General features: G+C 52.5%; 17 protein-coding genes and 3 pseudogenes. 6 read left to right on the forward strand and 14 right to left on the reverse strand.

Translation table 11 applies throughout. The annotated features are described in order from the left end of the window. The first annotated feature begins 10 nt into the window (after positions 1–10). Together NM96_07130 and NM96_07135 are read left to right on the forward strand one after the other, a co-directional pair. Positions 11–985 carry a KpsF/GutQ family sugar-phosphate isomerase gene (locus NM96_07130; GenBank protein ID AVR79131.1) on the forward strand — a complete coding sequence of 325 codons (975 nt, stop codon included), beginning with the start codon at positions 11–13 and terminating at the stop codon, positions 983–985. Positions 986–1,073: 88 nt separating this feature from the next. After that, positions 1,074–2,333 carry an RsmB/NOP family class I SAM-dependent RNA methyltransferase gene (locus NM96_07135; protein AVR79132.1) on the forward strand — a complete coding sequence of 420 codons (1,260 nt, stop codon included), beginning with the start codon at positions 1,074–1,076 and terminating at the stop codon, positions 2,331–2,333. Between the two features lie 66 nt (positions 2,334–2,399). Here NM96_07135 and NM96_07140 read toward each other — a convergent pair whose 3' ends face one another. From NM96_07140 to NM96_07160, 5 genes are all read right to left on the reverse strand, one after another. Then, positions 2,400–3,011, reverse strand: a complete 612-nt coding sequence (locus NM96_07140; protein ID AVR79133.1) for a segregation and condensation protein B — start codon at positions 3,009–3,011, stop codon at positions 2,400–2,402. A gap of 200 nt (positions 3,012–3,211) precedes the next feature. Then, positions 3,212–3,832, reverse strand: a complete 621-nt coding sequence (locus tag NM96_07145) for a diadenosine tetraphosphatase (protein AVR79134.1) — start codon at positions 3,830–3,832, stop codon at positions 3,212–3,214. 119 nt (positions 3,833–3,951) lie between these two features. Further along, positions 3,952–4,461: a hemerythrin domain-containing protein gene (locus tag NM96_07150; protein AVR79135.1), complete on the reverse strand. Its 510-nt coding sequence runs from the start codon at positions 4,459–4,461 to the stop codon at positions 3,952–3,954. 94 nt (positions 4,462–4,555) lie between these two features. Further along, on the reverse strand, positions 4,556–5,131 hold the full coding sequence (gene azu, locus NM96_07155; protein ID AVR79136.1) for an azurin: 576 nt from the start codon (positions 5,129–5,131) through the stop codon (positions 4,556–4,558). A 286-nt stretch (positions 5,132–5,417) separates the two neighbouring features. Further along, the gene (locus NM96_07160) at positions 5,418–5,840 is read right to left on the reverse strand and encodes a DUF721 domain-containing protein (protein ID AVR79137.1); all 423 of its coding nucleotides are present in this window, start codon (positions 5,838–5,840) and stop codon (positions 5,418–5,420) included. A 157-nt stretch (positions 5,841–5,997) separates the two neighbouring features. Between NM96_07160 and NM96_07165 the strand changes: the two genes are divergently transcribed. Next, a complete protein-coding gene (locus tag NM96_07165) occupies positions 5,998–8,751 on the forward strand; it encodes a preprotein translocase subunit SecA (protein AVR79138.1) in 2,754 nt (917 codons plus the stop codon). A 72-nt stretch (positions 8,752–8,823) separates the two neighbouring features. On the opposite strand, the gene NM96_07170 is transcribed toward NM96_07165, so the two are convergent. The 3 genes and pseudogenes from NM96_07170 to NM96_07180 all read right to left on the reverse strand — a co-directional run bounded on the left by NM96_07170 (position 8,824) and on the right by NM96_07180 (position 10,598). Beyond that, positions 8,824–8,952, reverse strand: coding sequence for a hypothetical protein (locus NM96_07170; protein ID AVR79139.1), 129 nt, complete (start codon positions 8,950–8,952; stop codon positions 8,824–8,826). 102 nt (positions 8,953–9,054) lie between these two features. Then, the gene (locus NM96_07175) at positions 9,055–9,537 is read right to left on the reverse strand and encodes a hypothetical protein (protein ID AVR79140.1); all 483 of its coding nucleotides are present in this window, start codon (positions 9,535–9,537) and stop codon (positions 9,055–9,057) included. Between the two features lie 267 nt (positions 9,538–9,804). Then, positions 9,805–10,598, reverse strand: a pseudogene (locus tag NM96_07180) (IS5/IS1182 family transposase). Between NM96_07180 and NM96_07185 the strand changes: the two are divergent. After that, positions 10,595–10,711: pseudogene (locus NM96_07185) on the forward strand (transposase). The pseudogenes NM96_07180 and NM96_07185 overlap by 4 nt on opposite strands. A 1-nt stretch (position 10,712) precedes the next feature. Here the strand turns inward: NM96_07185 and NM96_07190 are convergent. The 6 genes from NM96_07190 to NM96_07215 all read right to left on the reverse strand — a co-directional run bounded on the left by NM96_07190 (position 10,713) and on the right by NM96_07215 (position 16,571). Beyond that, a complete protein-coding gene (locus NM96_07190) occupies positions 10,713–11,030 on the reverse strand; it encodes a helix-turn-helix domain-containing protein (protein ID AVR79141.1) in 318 nt (105 codons plus the stop codon). Between the two features lie 81 nt (positions 11,031–11,111). Further along, positions 11,112–11,867, reverse strand: coding sequence for a hypothetical protein (locus NM96_07195; protein AVR79142.1), 756 nt, complete (start codon positions 11,865–11,867; stop codon positions 11,112–11,114). Positions 11,868–11,941: 74 nt separating this feature from the next. Next, positions 11,942–13,630 (reverse strand): glutamine--tRNA ligase/YqeY domain fusion protein, encoded by a 1,689-nt coding sequence (locus NM96_07200; GenBank protein AVR79143.1) that lies wholly within the window; start codon positions 13,628–13,630, stop codon positions 11,942–11,944. Positions 13,631–13,739: 109 nt separating this feature from the next. Beyond that, positions 13,740–14,516 (reverse strand): DeoR/GlpR transcriptional regulator, encoded by a 777-nt coding sequence (locus NM96_07205; GenBank protein AVR79144.1) that lies wholly within the window; start codon positions 14,514–14,516, stop codon positions 13,740–13,742. A 160-nt stretch (positions 14,517–14,676) separates the two neighbouring features. Then, on the reverse strand, positions 14,677–15,234 hold the full coding sequence (locus NM96_07210; protein ID AVR79145.1) for a nitroreductase: 558 nt from the start codon (positions 15,232–15,234) through the stop codon (positions 14,677–14,679). A gap of 230 nt (positions 15,235–15,464) precedes the next feature. Then, positions 15,465–16,571: a 3-phosphoserine/phosphohydroxythreonine transaminase gene (locus tag NM96_07215; GenBank protein AVR79146.1), complete on the reverse strand. Its 1,107-nt coding sequence runs from the start codon at positions 16,569–16,571 to the stop codon at positions 15,465–15,467. Positions 16,572–16,907: 336 nt separating this feature from the next. Between NM96_07215 and NM96_07220 the strand changes: the two are divergent. Next, a pseudogene (locus tag NM96_07220) lies at positions 16,908–17,356 on the forward strand (ribosome maturation factor RimP). Positions 17,357–17,381: 25 nt separating this feature from the next. Beyond that, positions 17,382–18,884, forward strand: a complete 1,503-nt coding sequence (gene nusA, locus NM96_07225; protein ID AVR79147.1) for a transcription termination/antitermination protein NusA — start codon at positions 17,382–17,384, stop codon at positions 18,882–18,884.

The following is an 18,884-nucleotide window of genomic DNA, read 5'->3' on the forward strand; positions in this document are numbered from 1 at the left end:
GCATGAAATTATGGCAGGAAACGGTCAATATCTCGATTGGGCGCGCGAAGTGTTGCACACCGAAGCGGAAGGCTTGCGTGAAATTGCGGCGGAATTGGATGAAAACTTCGTCCTTGCGGCAGACGCGCTGTTGCACTGCAAAGGCAGGGTCGTCATCACAGGAATGGGCAAGTCGGGACATATCGGGCGCAAAATAGCGGCGACTATGGCTTCAACCGGCACACCCGCGTTTTTCGTCCATCCTGCGGAAGCGGCACACGGCGACTTGGGTATGATTGTGGACAACGACGTCGTCGTCGCAATTTCCAATTCCGGCGAAAGCGACGAAATCGCCGCCATCATCCCTGCGCTCAAACGCAAAAACATTACCCTCATCTGCATTACCGCCCGCCCCGATTCGACCATGGCGAGCCATGCCGACATCCACATCACCGCGTCAGTTTCCAAAGAAGCCTGCCCGCTGGGACTTGCCCCGACAACCAGCACCACCGCCGTCATGGCTTTGGGCGACGCATTGGCAGTTGTCCTTTTGCGCGCACGCGCGTTCACGCCCGACGATTTCGCCTTGAGCCACCCCGCCGGCAGCCTCGGCAAACGACTGCTTCTACGCGTTGCGGACATCATGCACCAAGACGACGCTCTGCCCGCCGTCCGACTCGGTACGCCCTTAAAAGAAGCCATCGTCAGCATGAGCGAAAAAGGCTTGGGTATGCTGGCGGTAACGGACGATCAAGGTCGTCTGAAAGGCGTGTTTACCGACGGCGATTTGCGCCGCCTGTTCCAACAGCGCGACCGCTTTGACGGGCTGACCGTCGATGAAATCATGCACCCCTCCCCAAAAACCATCCCCGCCGAACGCCTTGCCACCGAAGCCCTCAAAGTCATGCAGGCAAACCATGTGAACGGGCTTTTGGTAACCGATGCCGACGGCGTGCTGACCGGCGCGCTGAATATGCACGATTTACTGATGGCGCGGATTGTGTAGTCCAAGCAGGTCGTCTGAAACCTGATTCAACGTTTTCGGACGACCTTTCCAGTATAATCCAAGCCTTTCCCCCGATTGCGAACCCACCATGACCTCGATTCAACTCGACCATACCGCCAAAGTTCTGGCTGAAATGCTGACTTTCAAACAGCCTGCCGATGCCGTTCTGTCCGCCTACTTCCGCGAACACAAAAAGCTCGGCAGGCAAGACCGCCACGAAATCGCCGAAACCGCCTTCGCCGCCCTGCGCCATTATCAAAAAATCAGTACCGTCCTGCGCCGCCCGCATGCCCAGCCGCGCAAAGCCGCGCTTGCCGCGCTCGTTCTCGGCAGAAGCACCAACATCAGCCAAATCAAAGACCTGCTCGACGAAGAAGAAACCGAGTTCCTCAGCAGCCTGAAAGCACGCAAAACCGAATTTTCAGACGACCTCCATACCGCCGCCGAGTTGCCGCAATGGCTGGTGGAACAACTGCAAAAACATTTTAGCGACGAAGAAATCCTCGCCTTCGGCCGCAGCATCAACCAAGCCGCGCCGCTCGACATCCGCGTCAACACGCTCAAAGGCAGACGCGACAAAGTGCTGCCACTGCTTCAAACCGAAAGCCCCGATGCAGAAGCCACGCCCTATTCCCCTTGGGGCATCCGCCTGAAAAACAAAATCGCCCTCAACAAACACGAATTGTTTTTAGACGGCACGCTGGAAGTCCAAGACGAAGGCAGCCAGCTCCTCGCCCTGCTCGTCGGCGCCAAACGCGGCGAAATCATCGTCGATTTCTGCGCCGGCGCAGGCGGCAAAACCCTCGCAGTTGGCGCGCAAATGGCAAACAAAGGCAGAATCTACGCCTTCGACATCGCCGAAAAACGCCTTGCCAACCTCAAGCCCCGTATGACCCGCGCCGGACTGACCAACATCCACCCCGAACGCATCAGCAGCGAACACGACGGCCGCATCGCACGCTTGACCGGCAAAGCCGACCGCGTTTTGGTCGATGCCCCCTGCTCCGGCTTAGGCACGCTGCGCCGCAATCCCGACCTCAAATACCGCCAGTCGCCCGAAACCGTCGCCAAACTTTTGGAGCAGCAACACAGCATCCTCGATGCCGCCGCCAAACTGGTCAAACCGCAAGGCAGGCTGGTTTACGCCACTTGCAGCGTGTTGCCCGAAGAAAACGAAATGCAGGTCGAACGCTTTTTGGAAGAACACTTGGAATACGAACTCCTCGACTGCGCCGACCTGCTCGCCGGTTTGAAAATCGATTTGAACACCGGCAAGTACCTGCGCCTCGATTCGGCAAAACACCAAACCGACGGATTCTTCGCCGCCGTTTTGCAACGCAAGGAATAAATGTTCAAATAAGGCGTCAACACATAAAAGGTCGTCTGAAAACCCTTTCAGACGACCCCTCCCAATTCAGTTGACCAACCTGCCCGAATTTTCAGACTCTTCCGCAGGCCCTTTCTCATCGCCTGTCGGCGGCGTTTCCACCAAATCGGGCAACACCAATTCACCCAACTCGGTCAATGGCGGCAGTTCTTCCAAACTGTCCAACTGCAAATCGCTCAAAAATGTTTCCGTCGTCGCCCACAATGCAGGCCGCCCGACCGAATCACGATGCCCGATCACTTCAATCCAGCCCCTGTCCTGCAAAGTCTGCATCACGTTCTGCGACACCGCCACGCCGCGTATGCCCTCAATGTCGCCTCGCGTCACCGGCTGCTGGTAGGCAATAATCGCCAGCGTTTCCATTACGGCGCGGGAATAACGCGGTGCACGCTGTTCCTGAAGGCTGCCCAGCCGCTCGAAAGCCGCCTGAGCAATCTGAAACCGCCAGCCCTCGTGCGTATGCACCAGTTGCAACGCCCTACCCTGCCAACGCGTTTTCAACTGCGCCAATACATCAATTAATTTGTCCTTCGACAGCGGCGGCACACACAATTCGCGCATGGATTTTTCGTTTAGGGGTTCGGTTTGGGTCAAAAGCGCGGCTTCGATGAGCGCGTCGGGAGGGAGTTTTTCGTTCATGATTTAAGATTGTTGTTCGACATAACAAGTTTTCAGACGACCTTTAAGCACTTGGCGGTTGTCTGAAAAACGGAAACAGCAGGATATGTTTGACAGGGCAAATTTAAATGAAGTACCTGTTTCGGCCTCTCATCGGAGCGGGAATGACGATGTGCGTTTTTCCTATTTTAACCTACGGCACATTCGGACAGAAACCGTCTTTATCCGCCATGACAGGCTTCATAAAGCGGCAGCAAATCTTCCACCGTTTCGGCTATCCATTTCGCTACATCCTGCTTGCCCAAATCGTCGCGTTCAATGTGTTTGCCGATGCAGAAAAAGTCTTCGTCGTTTTGCAACCTTCGGTCGGATTCGCTTTGTTGTGCGACGGTGCGGTAGTCGTCATATTCGCTTTCCGCGCCGTGCCACATATCGAATGCGGCGTATTTTTCGGTATCGAAATCATCCAGCCAGCGGTTGTATTCCGGCAGCGCAATCGGCGACACGTCGGCTTTGTAGCAATGCCAGTCTAGGCTGACGCTCAGGCGGCGGTGGTTCAATAAAATCGATAAAATCGCGGCGGAGTTTTTGTATTGGGCGTATTTGAAGTAGGCGAAGAAATGGGCGCGCACCTGCCAGCCGTTACACCAGCGTTCGATATGCGGCGGGGCGAAAGGTTCGCCCAAGTCTGCGGCGACCTGCTGTATCAGCTGCTGCCATATCTGCCAGTTTTCCTTGTAGTCGGCTTTGATTTGCGGAATGCTCTCAGGCTGGTATTTTTTGAGCTGGGCAAACTGGAAAAATGGGATATTGAACAAATCGCAGCTTTTTGGCGTCAGCATGGTTTGCTTCCTTTTCAGACGACGTGGTTGTGTTACGGGGGATATTGAGGTCGTCTGAAACTCTGTTTTCAAGTTTTCAGACGACCTTTATTTGAAGAAACGGTAATCTGTAAACGACCTTATCTGCGCCGGCGCGCTGCCATGATTTCGCCGATTTCGGTCAGTTTCTCTTTGGGGATAAACGTTTTGCCCATGTCGAACAAAGGTTCTTCAATCGCCAGATGCACATCGTAACCTGCCACAAAGCGTTTGAACGCTTCCGCATCGGGGATATAGGCGTTGTCTGCTTCGAGTTTGGCAAATTCGGCAGCCACGGCATCCCAGTTGCCATGCAGGCTCACATGCTGGCGCAAAAGCTCGTTCACGCTTTCTTGGGCTTGCGGCGCGTATTGCAGCAGGAGCGGGAAGAAGTTTTCTTCTTCGTCTTCATGGTGCAGCGGGGCGGCGACGTTGAAATACTGGGCGATTTGGCGGATGGTTTGCAAAACAATCTGATTGCAGCCGTTTTCGGCGATATAGTCCGACAGCATGGCGACCTGGCCGCAGAAACGGCGCACTTTGCCGTGGCAGGCGTACAGCATTTCAATCGGTTCGGCAAAGGTAACGCTTTTGGTTTCAAACGGATTCATGTTTGTGTTCTCAATGGGGTACTTTTCAGACAACCATTTTATAACAAAACAGCCTGCATAAAGCAGGCTGTCTGTATTTTGAAGCTTGGACGGATTAGTCGACCAAAGTCACTTTGCCGTTCATCAAAGCACCGTGTCCTGGGAAGGTGCAAGCAAATTTGTATTCGCCGCCCGCCAGTTTGGCAGGATCCAGAGTCAGGGAAGCTTCTTCGCCGCCGCCGACCAGTTTGGTGTGGGCAACAACGCGTGCATCGTCAGCTTTCACGTAGTCGGTTGCAGCAGCGCCGGCACCGTCTTTGAAAATACCGTCCATGTCTTCGGCTTTACCGATGACGATGTTGTGACCCATGCTTTCTTTAGGTTGGGTACCGGTGTGTTTCAGGGTAACGGTGAATTCTTTACAAGCTTTGCTGACTTGGATTTCTTTAGTGTTGAACTGCATAGCGTCGTTGGCTTCGACAGTAGTCGCGCAGTTGCCGGCGGCAGGTGCTGCGGCAGAATCGGCAGGCGCTGCTTCGGAAGCAGGAGCAGCATCGGCAGGTGCAGCAGTTTCCGCAGGAGTGGCTTCAGAAGCGGCAGGCGCTGCATTCTCAGCAGGTTTTGCAGGTTCTTGCGAGCAGGCAGCCAAACCGATAACGGCGGCAGAAATCAGGGCTAAATATGCTTTCATTTGTATCTCCTAATGATGAGAGTCTGTTAAATTTTACAAAACAAAACTTGCGAATATATTAATAAACCCATATTCGAGTTTACTATCTACAAGCGGAACCAAAGAAATAATGAAGCCGTATTCTGCTACAACAACCCAAACAAGTCCAAGATTCCATAGCAAATTTACATCAGTTTACCTAAAAAAGAATGACTACTATTCAGGTATTATTCCTTTAGTATTAGACCCTCTCATTCGAACGAATGAAATTTAACTTATATTAACAATTTAAATAATAATTCCTAACTTAACGGCTGTGTTTGCGCACCAACTCCGCCAGCGCGGCAGCCAATTCAGGATGCTTGTCTTCCAATTTTGCCGCCGCCGCATCAAAACTCTCCAATGCCGCCCCGCTCAAATGCAGGCTGTTGACTTTGGGTTGCGCCGGCGGCTTCGGCACGACTTTGACCACCACATCCCGAATCCCCGCGTTCAACTCCTGAAGCTGCGGCACAAGCGCGGGCAATATCATTTTCAGGCGCGAAGCCGCCATACCGTTTGCCGCCAGCAACACCAACCTGCCCTCTTCGATGCAGGCAGTTTGAAAGTGCGGGTGCAGGTTTGCTGGCAGGATGCGTTTGACTGCCGCATCCAGCCTGCGCCATTGTTGCGACTGCTGCAACAAACCGGCCAACCGCGCATCCCGCTTGCCCAATTGTTCCAAATTCATATGTTTCAGACGACCTTTTCAAAGTGTACGGTTGTATTATCAAGATTGAAATCCGGTAAAACTGCCTTTATTTCAAACGGCATGACTGCCTTGCCGCGAGGCTTGTGTTAAAATCCCCGTTTCGCCATTATTTTATATCAGGCGCAGGAACTATTTCATGCTGACAAACATTGCTAAGAAAATCTTCGGCAGCCGCAATGACCGGCTGCTCAAACAATACCGTAAATCCGTTGCCAAAATCAACGCACTCGAAGAACAAATGAAAGCCTTGAGCGATGCGGATTTACAGGCTAAAACAGCCGAATTCAAACAACGTCTTGCCGACGGACAGACTCTGGACGACATCTTGGTCGAAGCCTTCGCCGTCTGCCGCGAAGCGTCCCGCCGCGTACTCGGTATGCGCCACTTCGACGTCCAGCTTATCGGCGGCATGGTGCTGCACGACGGCAAAATCGCCGAAATGCGTACCGGTGAAGGTAAAACCTTGGTCGCCACCCTTGCCGTCTATCTCAACGCCCTGTCCGGCAAAGGCGTACACGTCGTTACCGTCAACGACTATCTTGCCTCGCGCGACGCGGGCATCATGGCACCGCTCTACAACTTCCTCGGCTTAACCGTCGGCGTCATCATCGCCGATATGCAGCCGTTTGACCGTCAAAACGCCTACGGCTCCGACATTACCTACGGTACCAACAACGAATTCGGCTTCGACTACCTGCGCGACAATATGGTAACCGACCAATACGACAAAGTTCAGCGCGAATTGAATTTTGCCGTAGTGGACGAAGTGGACTCCATTCTGATCGACGAAGCGCGCACCCCGCTGATTATCTCCGGTCAGGCGGATGACAACATCCAGCTGTACCAAATCATGAACAGCCTTCCCGCGCACCTCATCCGCCAAGAAACCGAAGAAGGCGAAGGCGATTACTGGGTCGATGAAAAAGCACACCAAGTCATCTTGAGCGAAGCGGGTCACGAACACGCCGAGCAAATCCTGATTCAAATGGGTTTGCTGCAAGAAAACGACTCCCTCTACTCCGCCGCCAACATCGCCCTGATGCACCACCTCATGGCAGCATTGCGCGCGCATACGTTATTCCATAAAGACCAACACTACGTCATCCAAGACGGCGAAATCGTTATCGTGGACGAATTTACAGGCCGTCTGATGTCCGGCCGTCGCTGGTCCGAAGGTCTGCACCAAGCCGTCGAAGCCAAAGAAGGCGTGGAAATCAAACGCGAAAACCAAACCCTCGCCTCCATTACCTTCCAAAACTACTTCCGCCTGTACACCAAACTCTCCGGCATGACCGGTACCGCCGATACCGAGGCTTTCGAGTTTCAAAGCATCTACAACCTCGAAACCGTCATTATCCCGACCAACCGCCCCGTACAGCGTAAAGACTTCAACGACCAGATTTTCCGTTCTGCCGAAGAAAAATTCGAAGCCGTCGTCAAAGACATCGAAGAATGCCACAAACGCGGACAACCCGTCCTCGTCGGTACCACCAGCATCGAAAACTCCGAGCTGGTTTCCCGTCTTCTGCAAAAAGCCGGACTGCCGCACAACGTCCTCAACGCCAAAGAACACGAACGCGAAGCCCTGATTGTCGCCCAAGCCGGTAAAGTCGGCGCCATTACCGTCGCCACCAACATGGCGGGCCGCGGCACCGACATCGTCCTTGGCGGCAACCTCAAGCACCAAATCGAAGCCATCCAGTCCAACGAAAACCTGAGCGACGAAGAAAAAACCGCACAAATCGCCGCTCTTGAAAACGGCTGGCAGGCAGAACACGACCAAGTGGTCGCGGCAGGCGGCCTGCACATCATCGGCACCGAACGCCACGAAAGCCGCCGCATCGACAACCAATTGCGCGGACGCGCAGGCCGTCAGGGCGACCCCGGCTCCAGCCGCTTCTACCTCTCATTTGAAGACCCGCTGCTGCGCCTCTTCGCACTCGACCGCGCTGCCGCCATCCTCAACCGCCTTGCGCCCGAACGCGGCGTCGCCATCGAACACGGCATGTTGACCCGTCAAATCGAAGGCGCGCAACGCAAAGTCGAAGGCCGCAACTTCGACATGCGCAAACAAGTATTGGAATACGACGACGTTGCCAACGACCAACGTAAAGTCATCTACCACCAACGCAACGAAATCCTCAACAGCAAAGACGTCAGCGACCTGACTAAAGGTATCCGCGAAGAAGTCATCAGCGATTTGGTCGATTTGTACATACCGCCCGACAGCATGGAAGAGCAATGGGACATCCCTGGGCTCGAAAGCCAGCTTGCCGCCGAGTTCCGCCTGCACGAAGACATCCAAGCATGGCTCAAAGCAGACACCACATTGGACAATCAGGACATCAAAGAGCGTCTGATTAAACGCATGGAAGAAGAATACGCAGCCAAAGTCGAGCTGGTCGGCAAAAAACCGATGGCGGATTTCGAACGCAACGTCATGCTGCAAGTCATCGACCTGCAATGGCGCGAACATCTTGCCGCCATGGACTACCTGCGTCAAGGCATCCACCTGCGCAGCTATGCCCAGAAAAATCCGAAACAGGAATACAAACGCGAAGCCTTCGCCATGTTTGAAAACCTGTGGCGCGGTATCAAGCATCAAACCGCTTCCCTCTTAGCCTCCGTCCAAATCGAGCGCAACACCGACGTAGAAGAAATTGCCGAACCCGCACCCGTCGGCATCCAAACCATCCACTCCGAAGCGCCCGACATGGAAGAACTGCTCGGACAATCCCAAACTAATTTGGTTACCGAAGCTTTCGACCCCGATGGAACGGATTTCAGCCCCGAAGCGCTGACCGCCCAAGGCCGTATCGTCCACCGCAACGACCCCTGTCCTTGCGGCAGCGGCCTGAAATACAAACAATGCCACGGCAAACTAAGCTGATGACAGCTTAAACAAAAGGTCGTCTGAAACTTTGAACTGGCCCCCAAATCTTGGACACTCATAAAAGCCTATTCAGGCGCTCTGTGCAAGCTGGGTTCTGTATGCGACAGGACTCAGCTTTTTCAATTTCAAACTGCAACGCTCCCGGTTGTAGTAATCCATATAGTCATCTATCTGCTTCATCAATTCATCTACCGTCAATTCACCTGCGTTATATAGTGGATTAAAATTGCAATGATACGGCGTTGCCAACGCCCTTATGTACTACCTGTACACGGCGGGCTTTGCCGCCTTGTCTCATTTTTATTTTAATCCACTATAGAAACACTCCGTCTTCAACACCGCAAAGAAGCTTTCCATCGACGCATTGTCCCAACAGTTCGCCTTTCGCGACATGCTTTGAACCATGGAATGCTCCGCAAGCAATTCCCTATACCCCGCCGTACGGTACAGCACACCTTGGTCCGAATGCAGCATCGTTCCTTTATCAGTCAGACGGGGTGCGGCTTTTTCGAGCATTTCCTTCACCATTTCGCTGTTAGCATTGCGGCTCATGGCGTAGGCGACGATCTCGCGGTTGAACAAGTCCAAGATTGGCGATAGGTACAGTTTGCCGTCCTTCCCTTTAAGTTCGGTAACGTCGGTCAGCCATTTTTCGTTGGGCTTTCGGGCTTTGAACCGGCGTTTGAGGAGGTGTTCCGATATCTCGCCCATGGCGGGATGGCGGTAGGCTTTTTTCGCCCGTATGAGGGCTTTCAGTTCCAACTGCTTCATCAGCCGCGCCACTTTTTTGCGGTTCCAATCTAATGCGGCGGCAATGCGCCTTTGTCCGTAGCGTCCTTTATGCCGCCGGTAGGTTTCGACAAGGAGGGCTTTGTCGGCTTCATCGGGGTCGGGTCGGTCTTGGTGGTGGTAGTAAAAGCTGCTTTTGGGTAGGTTTGCGATGTGCAGCAGGTATTTGAGCGGGTGTTGCGCCCTCAGTGTTTGGACGGTTTGGCTTTGTCCTTTGCGGTCCGCTTTTGGCTGAGGGCTTTTAACTCCTTTAGAGCGTGTTCATAGTCTTCGTAGCAGGACTCCCAAGAAAGCCAAAGCTACCATTTGCAGACTGGTACTCAACTTACGCTCGCAGTTTTTCCAATGCCGCCTGTTCTTTTCCAACCAGGAAAAGCTGCGCTCTACTACCCATCGCTTCGGCAATACTGCAAAACGGTGCAATTCGTTTCGTTTGGCAATCTCTACCTCCGCACCAATCAACTCCTGTACCGACGAAGCAAATGCCTTTACCCGTGTAACCACCTTCAGCAAGGATTTTTTGTATCGCACCAAGATTATCCCGCCCACGTTCCAATGCCACCAGGCAGCCTTTTCTATCCGTAACATCCGCCGTCGTTACCGCAAGGGCATGCGGCAAACCTTGCGTGTAAACCGCTATATGTCGCTTGATACCGCTAACCTTCTTGCCCGCATTGTAGCCTTTTTCCATGGCGGTATCCGTGTTCTTCACACTCTGCGCATCAATAATCAGGAAAGTAGTTGCTTCATGGCGCCCCTGCTTGCGGCGCTCCGCAACTACCTGATTTTTTTAATGCTTCCTCAAGGATGCTGATGTCACTCTCGCGTGGTTCGGTCCATCTCTGGAAGTAGGAATGCACGGTGCGCCATTTGGGGAAGTCGCCCGGCAAAGCGCGCCAGGAGCAGCCAGTGCGTTGCAGGTAGAGAATGGCACAAAAGACATCGTACAAGTCCACCTGGCGTGGCGCTGTGCGTTTACGGGCACTTTCCAGCAGGGGAAGGAGAGGCGCAAATTGCTCGCGACTGATATCGCTTGGGTAGGTTTTTCTGTTCATGCCGATATAGTGGATTAAATTTAAATCAGGACAAGGCGACAAAGCCGCAGACATTACAAATAGTACGGCAAGGCGAGGCAACGCCGTACTGGTTTAAAGTTAATCCACTATAGTTTACAGCAGAGGCTGAGACAATGAACACGTTCTTAGGTAGGCGACCTCTGCGCGCATATAGCACAACTCTTCGATAAGCTCTGCCTGCGTTTTTTCTTGGTCGGGTTTATCTGCGATGAAGGGGTTTTTGCGGTGTTGGGGCATGGTTTTGGATTGGGGATGTTCGAGTGCGCCGATACCGCCTTCTTGATAGGCGCGTATCCATCGTCTCAGGTGGGTTCGGGAAATGCCGTAGTGGTCTGCGGTACGTTGTTGGCTGCGTATATGCAGGTAGTGGAGTACGGCTTGGTATTTGAAGTGTAATGTATATTTGCTCATAAAAAAACTGCACCTTGTGAGTTGGAGGGGATGTCCAACTTTTGGGGTGCAGTTCAAATGTTTCAGACGGCCTTTATCCACTTAGGATTTTACAATACGACCATTAGGGTAAATACTGCGGTAAGCAATATAAGGGGACAGCAGTAAAACTGCGCTGACAGGTAGGAATAGTAAAAGTATGATCATGATAATCCACTGGCCTAACATGCTGCCTAATACGCCCCACATAAAAGAATAGAGAGCCACACCTACAACATAAACTAATATTGCAGGAATATTACACATAGCCGCTTTAACATTAGCTTTAATAGCCTCCCATGGCTTCAGACCATCTAAAACAATCAAAGCGGGGGTTAATAAAAATATAGACAAAAGGACAATAACAATCAATACAACACCTATCATCATTGCCCAATGACCTGCAAAATATAGCGGAATGATAAGCAAACTAACAGCTATACTGAACAGCACCTGAAGTAACAATAAAATGAAAAAACTCATTTTTTTATCTAAAAAAACAATAAAAAAATCTTTCACATCAAATGCTTTTCCATTATTGATATTGTTAGCAACATACATAGCTCCGCCTACTAAGCATGAACCCACCCAGCTGAATACAATACCTTTTAAACTAGAAAGCGCATTAATTCCTAGTAAGTCAATAATAGAAACCACAAAGCCTACGATCATATAGGCCAATAATACGCCTATCCATTTCCACGGATGAAGTTTGAAAATACCGAAAGCGTCGGTAATCCACTTGATGCCTGCAGAAGCAGGAAGGCGTTTGGGTTCGTGATATCGAACTTCCTGTGAAGTGGGTATTTGGTTTTCCATAAAATTCCTATTATAAAATCAAAAATTTAAACACAATAAAGGCAGCCAGTGCATACTGACTGCCTTCTTACCAATTATTTTGCCTGCCAAGAATCTTTCAGCGTTACCGTGCGGTTAAACACCGGCGTGTCTTTGCTGTGGTCTTTGCGGTCGGTGACGAAATAGCCGATGCGTTCAAACTGCCAACGGCTTTCGGCGGGCAGGTTTTTGGCGGCAGGTTCGGCATAGGCGGTGATTTCTTTGACGGACTCGGGGTTGAGGAAATCGGTAAACGGCAGGTATTCGCCGTCTTCGCCGCGCACGGCATCGGGACGCTCGACGGTAAAGAGGCGGTCGTACAGGCGGACTTTGATTTCGGCGGCGTGTTCGGCGGAAACCCAGTGAATCACGCCTTTGACTTTTCTGCCTTCTGGATTTTTGCCCAAGGTGTCATGGTCGATGCTGCATTTGAGTTCGACTACATTGCCCGCTGCGTCTTTTACGACTTCGTCGCACTTGATCACATAGCCGTGGCGCAGGCGCACTTCGCCGCCCGGGGTCAGGCGTTTGAAGCCTTTGGGCGGATTTTCGGCAAAGTCGTCTGCCTCGATGTAGATGGTTTGGGACACGGGGATTTCGCGCTCGCCCATTTCTTCGTGATTGGGGTGGAACGCGGCACGGCGGCTTTGGGTTTTGCCTGCTTCGAAGTTGGTCAGGGTGACTTTGAGCGGGTTCAAAACCGCCATCAGGCGCGGGGCGGAGTTTTCCAGCTCTTCGCGAATCGCGCCTTCCAACACGCTCATATCGACGATGTTTTCAGATTTGGAAATACCGGCGCGTTTGGCAAACAGGCGCAGGCCTTCGGGCGTGTAGCCGCGGCGGCGCATACCGGAAATGGTCGGCATACGCGGGTCGTCCCAGCCGGTAACGTGGCCGTCTGAAACCAGTTGGTTCAGCTTGCGTTTGGAGGTGATGGAATACAAAAGCTCCAAACGGGAAAACTCGTATTGGCGCGGGCGGGTGGCGTGCGGCGCGGGGATATTGTCCAACACCCAGTCGTACAGCGGGCGGTGGGCTTCAAATTCGAGCGTACACAAGGAATGCGTGATGCCTTCGATGGCATCGGAAATGCAATGCGTGTAGTCGTACATCGGGTAGATGCACCATTTGTCGCCGGTATTGTGGTGATGGGCGCGGCGGATGCGGTAGATGACGGGGTCGCGCATATTGATGTTGCCTGATGCCATGTCGATTTTCAGGCGCAGGGTTTTGCTGCCGTCGGGGAACTCGCCGTTTTTCATGCGCGTAAACAGGTCGAGGTTTTCTTTGATACTGCGGTCGCGGTAAGGGCTGTTTTTGCCTGCTTCGGTCAGCGTACCGCGGTATTCGCGCATTTCTTCGGGCGTCAAATCATCGACATACGCTTTGCCGTCTTTGATTAAGCCGACGGCGTAGTCGTAAAGCTGGTCGAAATAATTGGAAGCGAAACGCGGCTCACCCGCCCAATGGAAACCGAGCCACTCAACGTCTTCTTTGATGGCGTTGACGTATTCGTCGTTTTCTTTTTCGGGGTTGGTATCGTCGAAACGCAGGTTGCACAAGCCGTCGTAAATATACGCCAAACCGAAGTTCAGGCAGATGGATTTGGCGTGGCCGATGTGCAGGTAGCCGTTGGGTTCGGGCGGGAAACGGGTTTGGATGGCTTCGTGTTTGCCGCTTTTGAGGTCTTCTTCGATGATGGTGCGGATGAAATGGTTGTCCGCGAATTGGTCTTTATTGAGCATAATGGTTCTTTATTGGGAAGGGATTTGGTTTCAGACGACGTATCTATAAAAGGTCGTCTGAAAAGGGCTTTATTGTACCCGACTTGACTCTATCGTTATAGTGGCGCACTCAAAGCGGCACAGGTTCGGCAACCAGCCATTCTACGCCCGCATCACCCAAAACCTTCTGCATGGCGGCTTCCGGTACGCGGTCGGTAAATACTTTGTCAAACGAGCCGATGTCACCCAGCCTGACCAAGGCGTTGCTGTTGAATTTGCTGTGGTCCACGCCTAAATACCTGACCCGCGCATTGGTCATCATCGCCTGCATGACGCTGACTTCTTTATAGTCGTAGTCCAAAAGCGAGCCGTCGCTTTCCACGCCGTGCGTACTCATGACGGCATAATCGACTTTAAACTGATTGATAAAATCGACCGTCGCCACGCCCGTAATCCCGCCGTCCAAGGGGCGAACGACGCCGGAGGTGATGATGACGGTGTAGTCGGTGCGCGCGGACGTGATGGAGGCGACGTAAATATTGTTGGTGATAATCCGCAGGTTTTTACGCTGTTTGACCAACTCGGCGGCAACGGCTTCCATCGTCGTGCCTATACTGATAAACAGCGACGAATTGTCGGGAATGTGGGCAGCAATCAGGCGGGCGATGGCGTTTTTTTCATTTTGGCAATGATTGCGCTTGCCTTGTGCCACGCCGCCGGAAATATCGCCGACCGACGCTCCGCCATGATAACGCTTCAACTGCCGCGTTTCGCTCAATTCCTGTATGTCGCGGCGTATGGTCTGCGGGGTAACGTCCAAGGCTTCCGCAAGCTGCTCGACCGTCATGAAATGCTGCTCACGCACCAGGGCGAGGATGTGTTCGTGTCTTTGTATTTTCGGTTTCATCTGGATTCGTTTCAATTCGTTCCGGTTCGTTTGAATTCGGATTGTACGCCTTTTGCCCGAAGCCGGAAAAGGCAGCTGCCGATTCGGCTTTGCCCAAAACCAAAGGTCGTCTGAAACCTGAATCGTGGTTTTCAGACGACCTTTTTACATTGCGAACCGTTTACCAAGTTGTTACGAATTGTTCCAAATCGGTATTTTTCGCACCGCCCCCCTCTTCCACAGAAGAGCCGATCATCATCAGCCCGATGATTTTGTCTTTGTCCGAACAACCGAATGCTTCGCGCAAGAGCGGGCTGTTGACCCACATTCCCGTAATCCACACGTTGTCGAAGCCCTGCGCGGAAGCGGCAAGCTGCAACCCGTAGGCGGCACAGCCCGCGCTCAACATCTGTTCCCATTCGGGTTTGGGCTTCGCCACTTCGCGATTAGGCGCAAAAGTTACGCCGATAACCATCGGAGCCATACTGCCCACCCGCTCGGCCTTTCTCATAACATCGTCGCCAAAATTCAATTCGGTAACGGTCCGGCACAAAATTTCGCGGAAACGTTGCAATCCTTCCGCGCTTTGAATGACAGTGAAGCGGAACGGACGCATATTGCCATGATCGGGAACCTGCGTAGCGGCTTGAAGCATCGCTTCCAGTTGTTCTGCGTTCGGCGCGGGAGCAGTCAGTTTTTTAGATGAACGACGTGTGGTGAGAAGGTGTAAAGCGTCCATTTTTTTCTTTCGAATCAGTTAAAACAGCGGATTTTATAGCACAAAGCGAATTGAAACACCATGTTTGGAAACGCGGTTAAGAAGCATAACAATACAATAGGCACTAAAATCATTACATAAATTTACTCTATATAAATAGAAGCCGTTAATCTGCCGCCTCCAATATAGAGGTCGTCTGAAAACAAGCGCGGCAAATTTTCAGACGACCTTTATATATAGAAATAAAACCCTTAGCCGTAACGCCGTTGGAAATCGCTCATAAAGTCCGCCAACGCCTGTACGCCTTCGAGCGGCATGGCGTTGTAGATGCTGGCGCGCATGCCGCCGACGGTTTTGTAGCCTTTGAGCAGGCACAGACCTTGCAGTTCGGCTTCGAGGACGAAGCGGCGGTCGAGTTCGGCTGAGGCGGTTTGGAAAACGACGTTCATTTTCGAGCGGGCATCGGGGCGGATTCGGTTGATGTAGAAGCCGCCGCTGCCGTCGATGGCGTCGTAAAGCGTTTGGGCTTTGATGTTGTTGACGGCTTCGATTTTCTTCACGCCGCCTTGTGTCAGCAGCCAGCGGAACACTAAACCTGACATATAAATGGCGTAGGTTGACGGGGTGTTATACATGCCGTCGCGGTTGATGTGCGAGCGGTAGTTGAAGACGTCGGGAATACTGTCGGGGCAGCGGTCGAGAAGGTCTTCGCGGATGATGACGACGGTCGCGCCGGCGGGGCCGATGTTTTTTTGCGCGCCCGCGTAAATCAGCCCGTAGTCGGAAACGTCAAACTCGCGTGAGAGGATTTCGCTGGACATATCGCAAACGAGCGGCGGTAGGTCGTCTGAAAGTTTGGGAACGGTTTGGTATTGCAGGCCGTTGACGGTTTCGTTGATGGCGAAGTGGACGAAGGCAGAGTTTTTGTCTATGTCCCAAGTTTCGACGGGTGGCAGGGCGGTATAGTCGAATTGTTCGCCGCCGTGCGCCGCCAGTCGGATTTCGGTATCGGTAAGGCGGCTCATTTGTTCGTAGGCGATGCGGCTCCAGTTGCCGGTTACCACTGCATCGGCAGACGGAAAGCCATGCGCCAGATTCATCGCAACCATGTTGAATTGCGTGGTCGCGCCGCCTTGCAGGAACAGGATTTTGTAGTTGGAAGGAATGTTCAGCAGCGTACGCAAGTCTTGTTCGGCGTGATGGAGGATGCTGAGGAACATTTCCGAGCGGTGGCTCATCGCCATGACGGGGAAGCCTGTGCCGTTGTAGTCGAGCATTTCTTGCTGCGCGGTACGCAATACGGCTTCGGGCAGGACGGCGGGACCTGCGGAAAAGTTGTAGATGGGGCGGGCGGACATGGCAATGCCTTTTTGTTTCGATGATAACAGCTTTGGATTTTAGAATGACGGCGTGCTTCGTGCAAGCCGTATGGAAGGGAAATGGGGTCGTCTGAAAAAGAAAGGTTGGAAATAAAATGGTGATTATCAATGGATAAGGTTTAATGGCGATTTTTCAGACGACCGTTTTTGTCAACAATTTTAAGCTTGGTTTTATGCTGTCAAGCATATTCATTCTATGAGGTCGCCTGAAAAAAGCCGCGATAAATCAACGCTTTTCTTTTGAGTGGAAAGCGGTTATAATAAGCCAATTTTTCAATTTTGACGAAAAATGGCCACGGGGCCATTTTTTTGTTTATGTACTCCGGGAGATTCATGGATATTCAAACAATTCTCGAAAAACCCTGCCGGGTTTGGGCTACGAACTGGTCGATTTCGAGCTGACTGCGCAAGGCACGCTGCGCGTGTTCATCGATAAGGAAGGCGGGATTACCGTCGAAGACTGCGCGACCGTCAGCAATCATTTGAGCCGCGTGTTCATGGTGGAAGACATCGATTATAAAAATCTGGAAATTTCCAGCCCCGGCCTTGACCGGCCGCTGAAAAAAGCCGCCGATTTCGTGCGCTTTGCAGGACAGCAGGCAAAAATCAAAACCCGCCTGCCGGTTGACGGACAAAAGAATTTTATCGGCCGCATCGAGGGTTGTGAAAACGATACCGTAACGCTCTCTTTCGACGGCAAAACCGCGCAAATCGGCTTAGATAATATCGATAAAGCCCGCCTGCGCCCCGAATTTAAATTTTAAAACTTGATATTGGAGATTCTAAAAAATGAGTCGCGAAATGTTGCAACTTGCCGAAGCGTTGGCAAGCGAGAAAAACGTTGAAGCGGAAGTGGTGTTCCAAGCATTGGAATTTGCCCTTTCTACCGCAGCCAAGAAAAAAGCCGACCGCGAGCACATGGACGTGCGCGTCGAAATCGACCGCGATACTGGCGAATATCATACTTACCGTCGCTGGCTGATTGTTGCCGACGAGGATTACACCTATCCCGACCTGGAAAAAACCATCGAAGAAATCCAAGAAGAAATTCCGGGTACCGACATTCAAATCGGCGACTACTACGAAGAAACGCTGCCGAACGAAGGCTTTGGCCGCCAAGCCGCGCAAACTGCCAAACAAATCATCCTGCAACGCATCCGCGATGCCGAGCGCGAGCAAAATTTGAACGAGTTTCTTGCTGTTAAAGAAGATATCGTTTCCGGTACGGTAAAACGCGTAGAGCGCCACGGCATCATCGTCGAAGTCGTTCCGGGCAAGCTGGACGCGCTGATTCCGCGCGAACAAATGATTCCGCGCGAAAACTTCCGCGGCGGCGACCGTATCCGCGCGCTGTTTTTGCGTGTGGACGAAATCGGCAACACCGGCCGCAAACAAGTTATCCTCAGCCGTACCTCGGGCGATTTCCTTGCGAAGCTGTACGAAATGGAAGTGCCTGAAATTGCAGACGGCTTGTTGGAAATCCGTGAAGTGGCGCGCGATCCGGGCCAACGTGCGAAAGTGGCGGTCAAAGCCAACGACCAACGCATCGATCCGCAAGGCACTTGTATCGGCGTGCGCGGCTCCCGTGTGAACGCCGTCAGCAACGAATTGGCAGGCGAGCGCATTGATGTGGTGTTGTGGTCGTCTGAAACTGCCGAGTTCGTGATGAACGCGCTGTCTCCTGCCGAAGTCAGCCGTATCGTGATTGACGAAGACAAACACGCGGTTGACGTGATCGTCGCCGAAGACCAGCTTGCGCTTGCCATCGGCCGCGGCGGTCAAAACGTGCGCTTGGCATCTGATTTGACAGGTTGGCAGTTGAACATCATGACTGTCGAAGAAGCGGACGAACGCACCGCCGCCGAAGACGCAGCGATCCGAGACCTCTTCACCGCGCATTTGAACATCGACGACGAAACCGCCGATATTTTGGTTGAAGAAGGTTTTGCTACGCTGGAAGAAGTCGCTTACGTTCCGGCTGCAGAATTGCTCGCCATCGAAGGCTTTGATGAAGAAATCGTCGAAACCCTGCGTAACCGCGCGCGTGATGCGATTCTGACCATGGCGATTGCGTCCGAAGAGAAGCTGGAAGAAGTTTCAGACGACATGCGCAATCTGGACGGCGTAGATTCCGATATGCTCCGCAAACTGGCGGAAGCCGGCGTAACCACCCGCGACGACCTGGCGGAACTGGCCGTTGACGAACTGATTGAAATAACCGGTGTAGATGAAGAAGCGGCGAAAAAAGTGATTCTTGCCGCCCGCGAACACTGGTTTACTGAAGAGAACTAA

This window comes from Neisseria mucosa, from assembly GCA_003028315.1.
GTDB classification, from domain to species: Bacteria; Pseudomonadota; Gammaproteobacteria; order Burkholderiales; family Neisseriaceae; genus Neisseria; species Neisseria mucosa.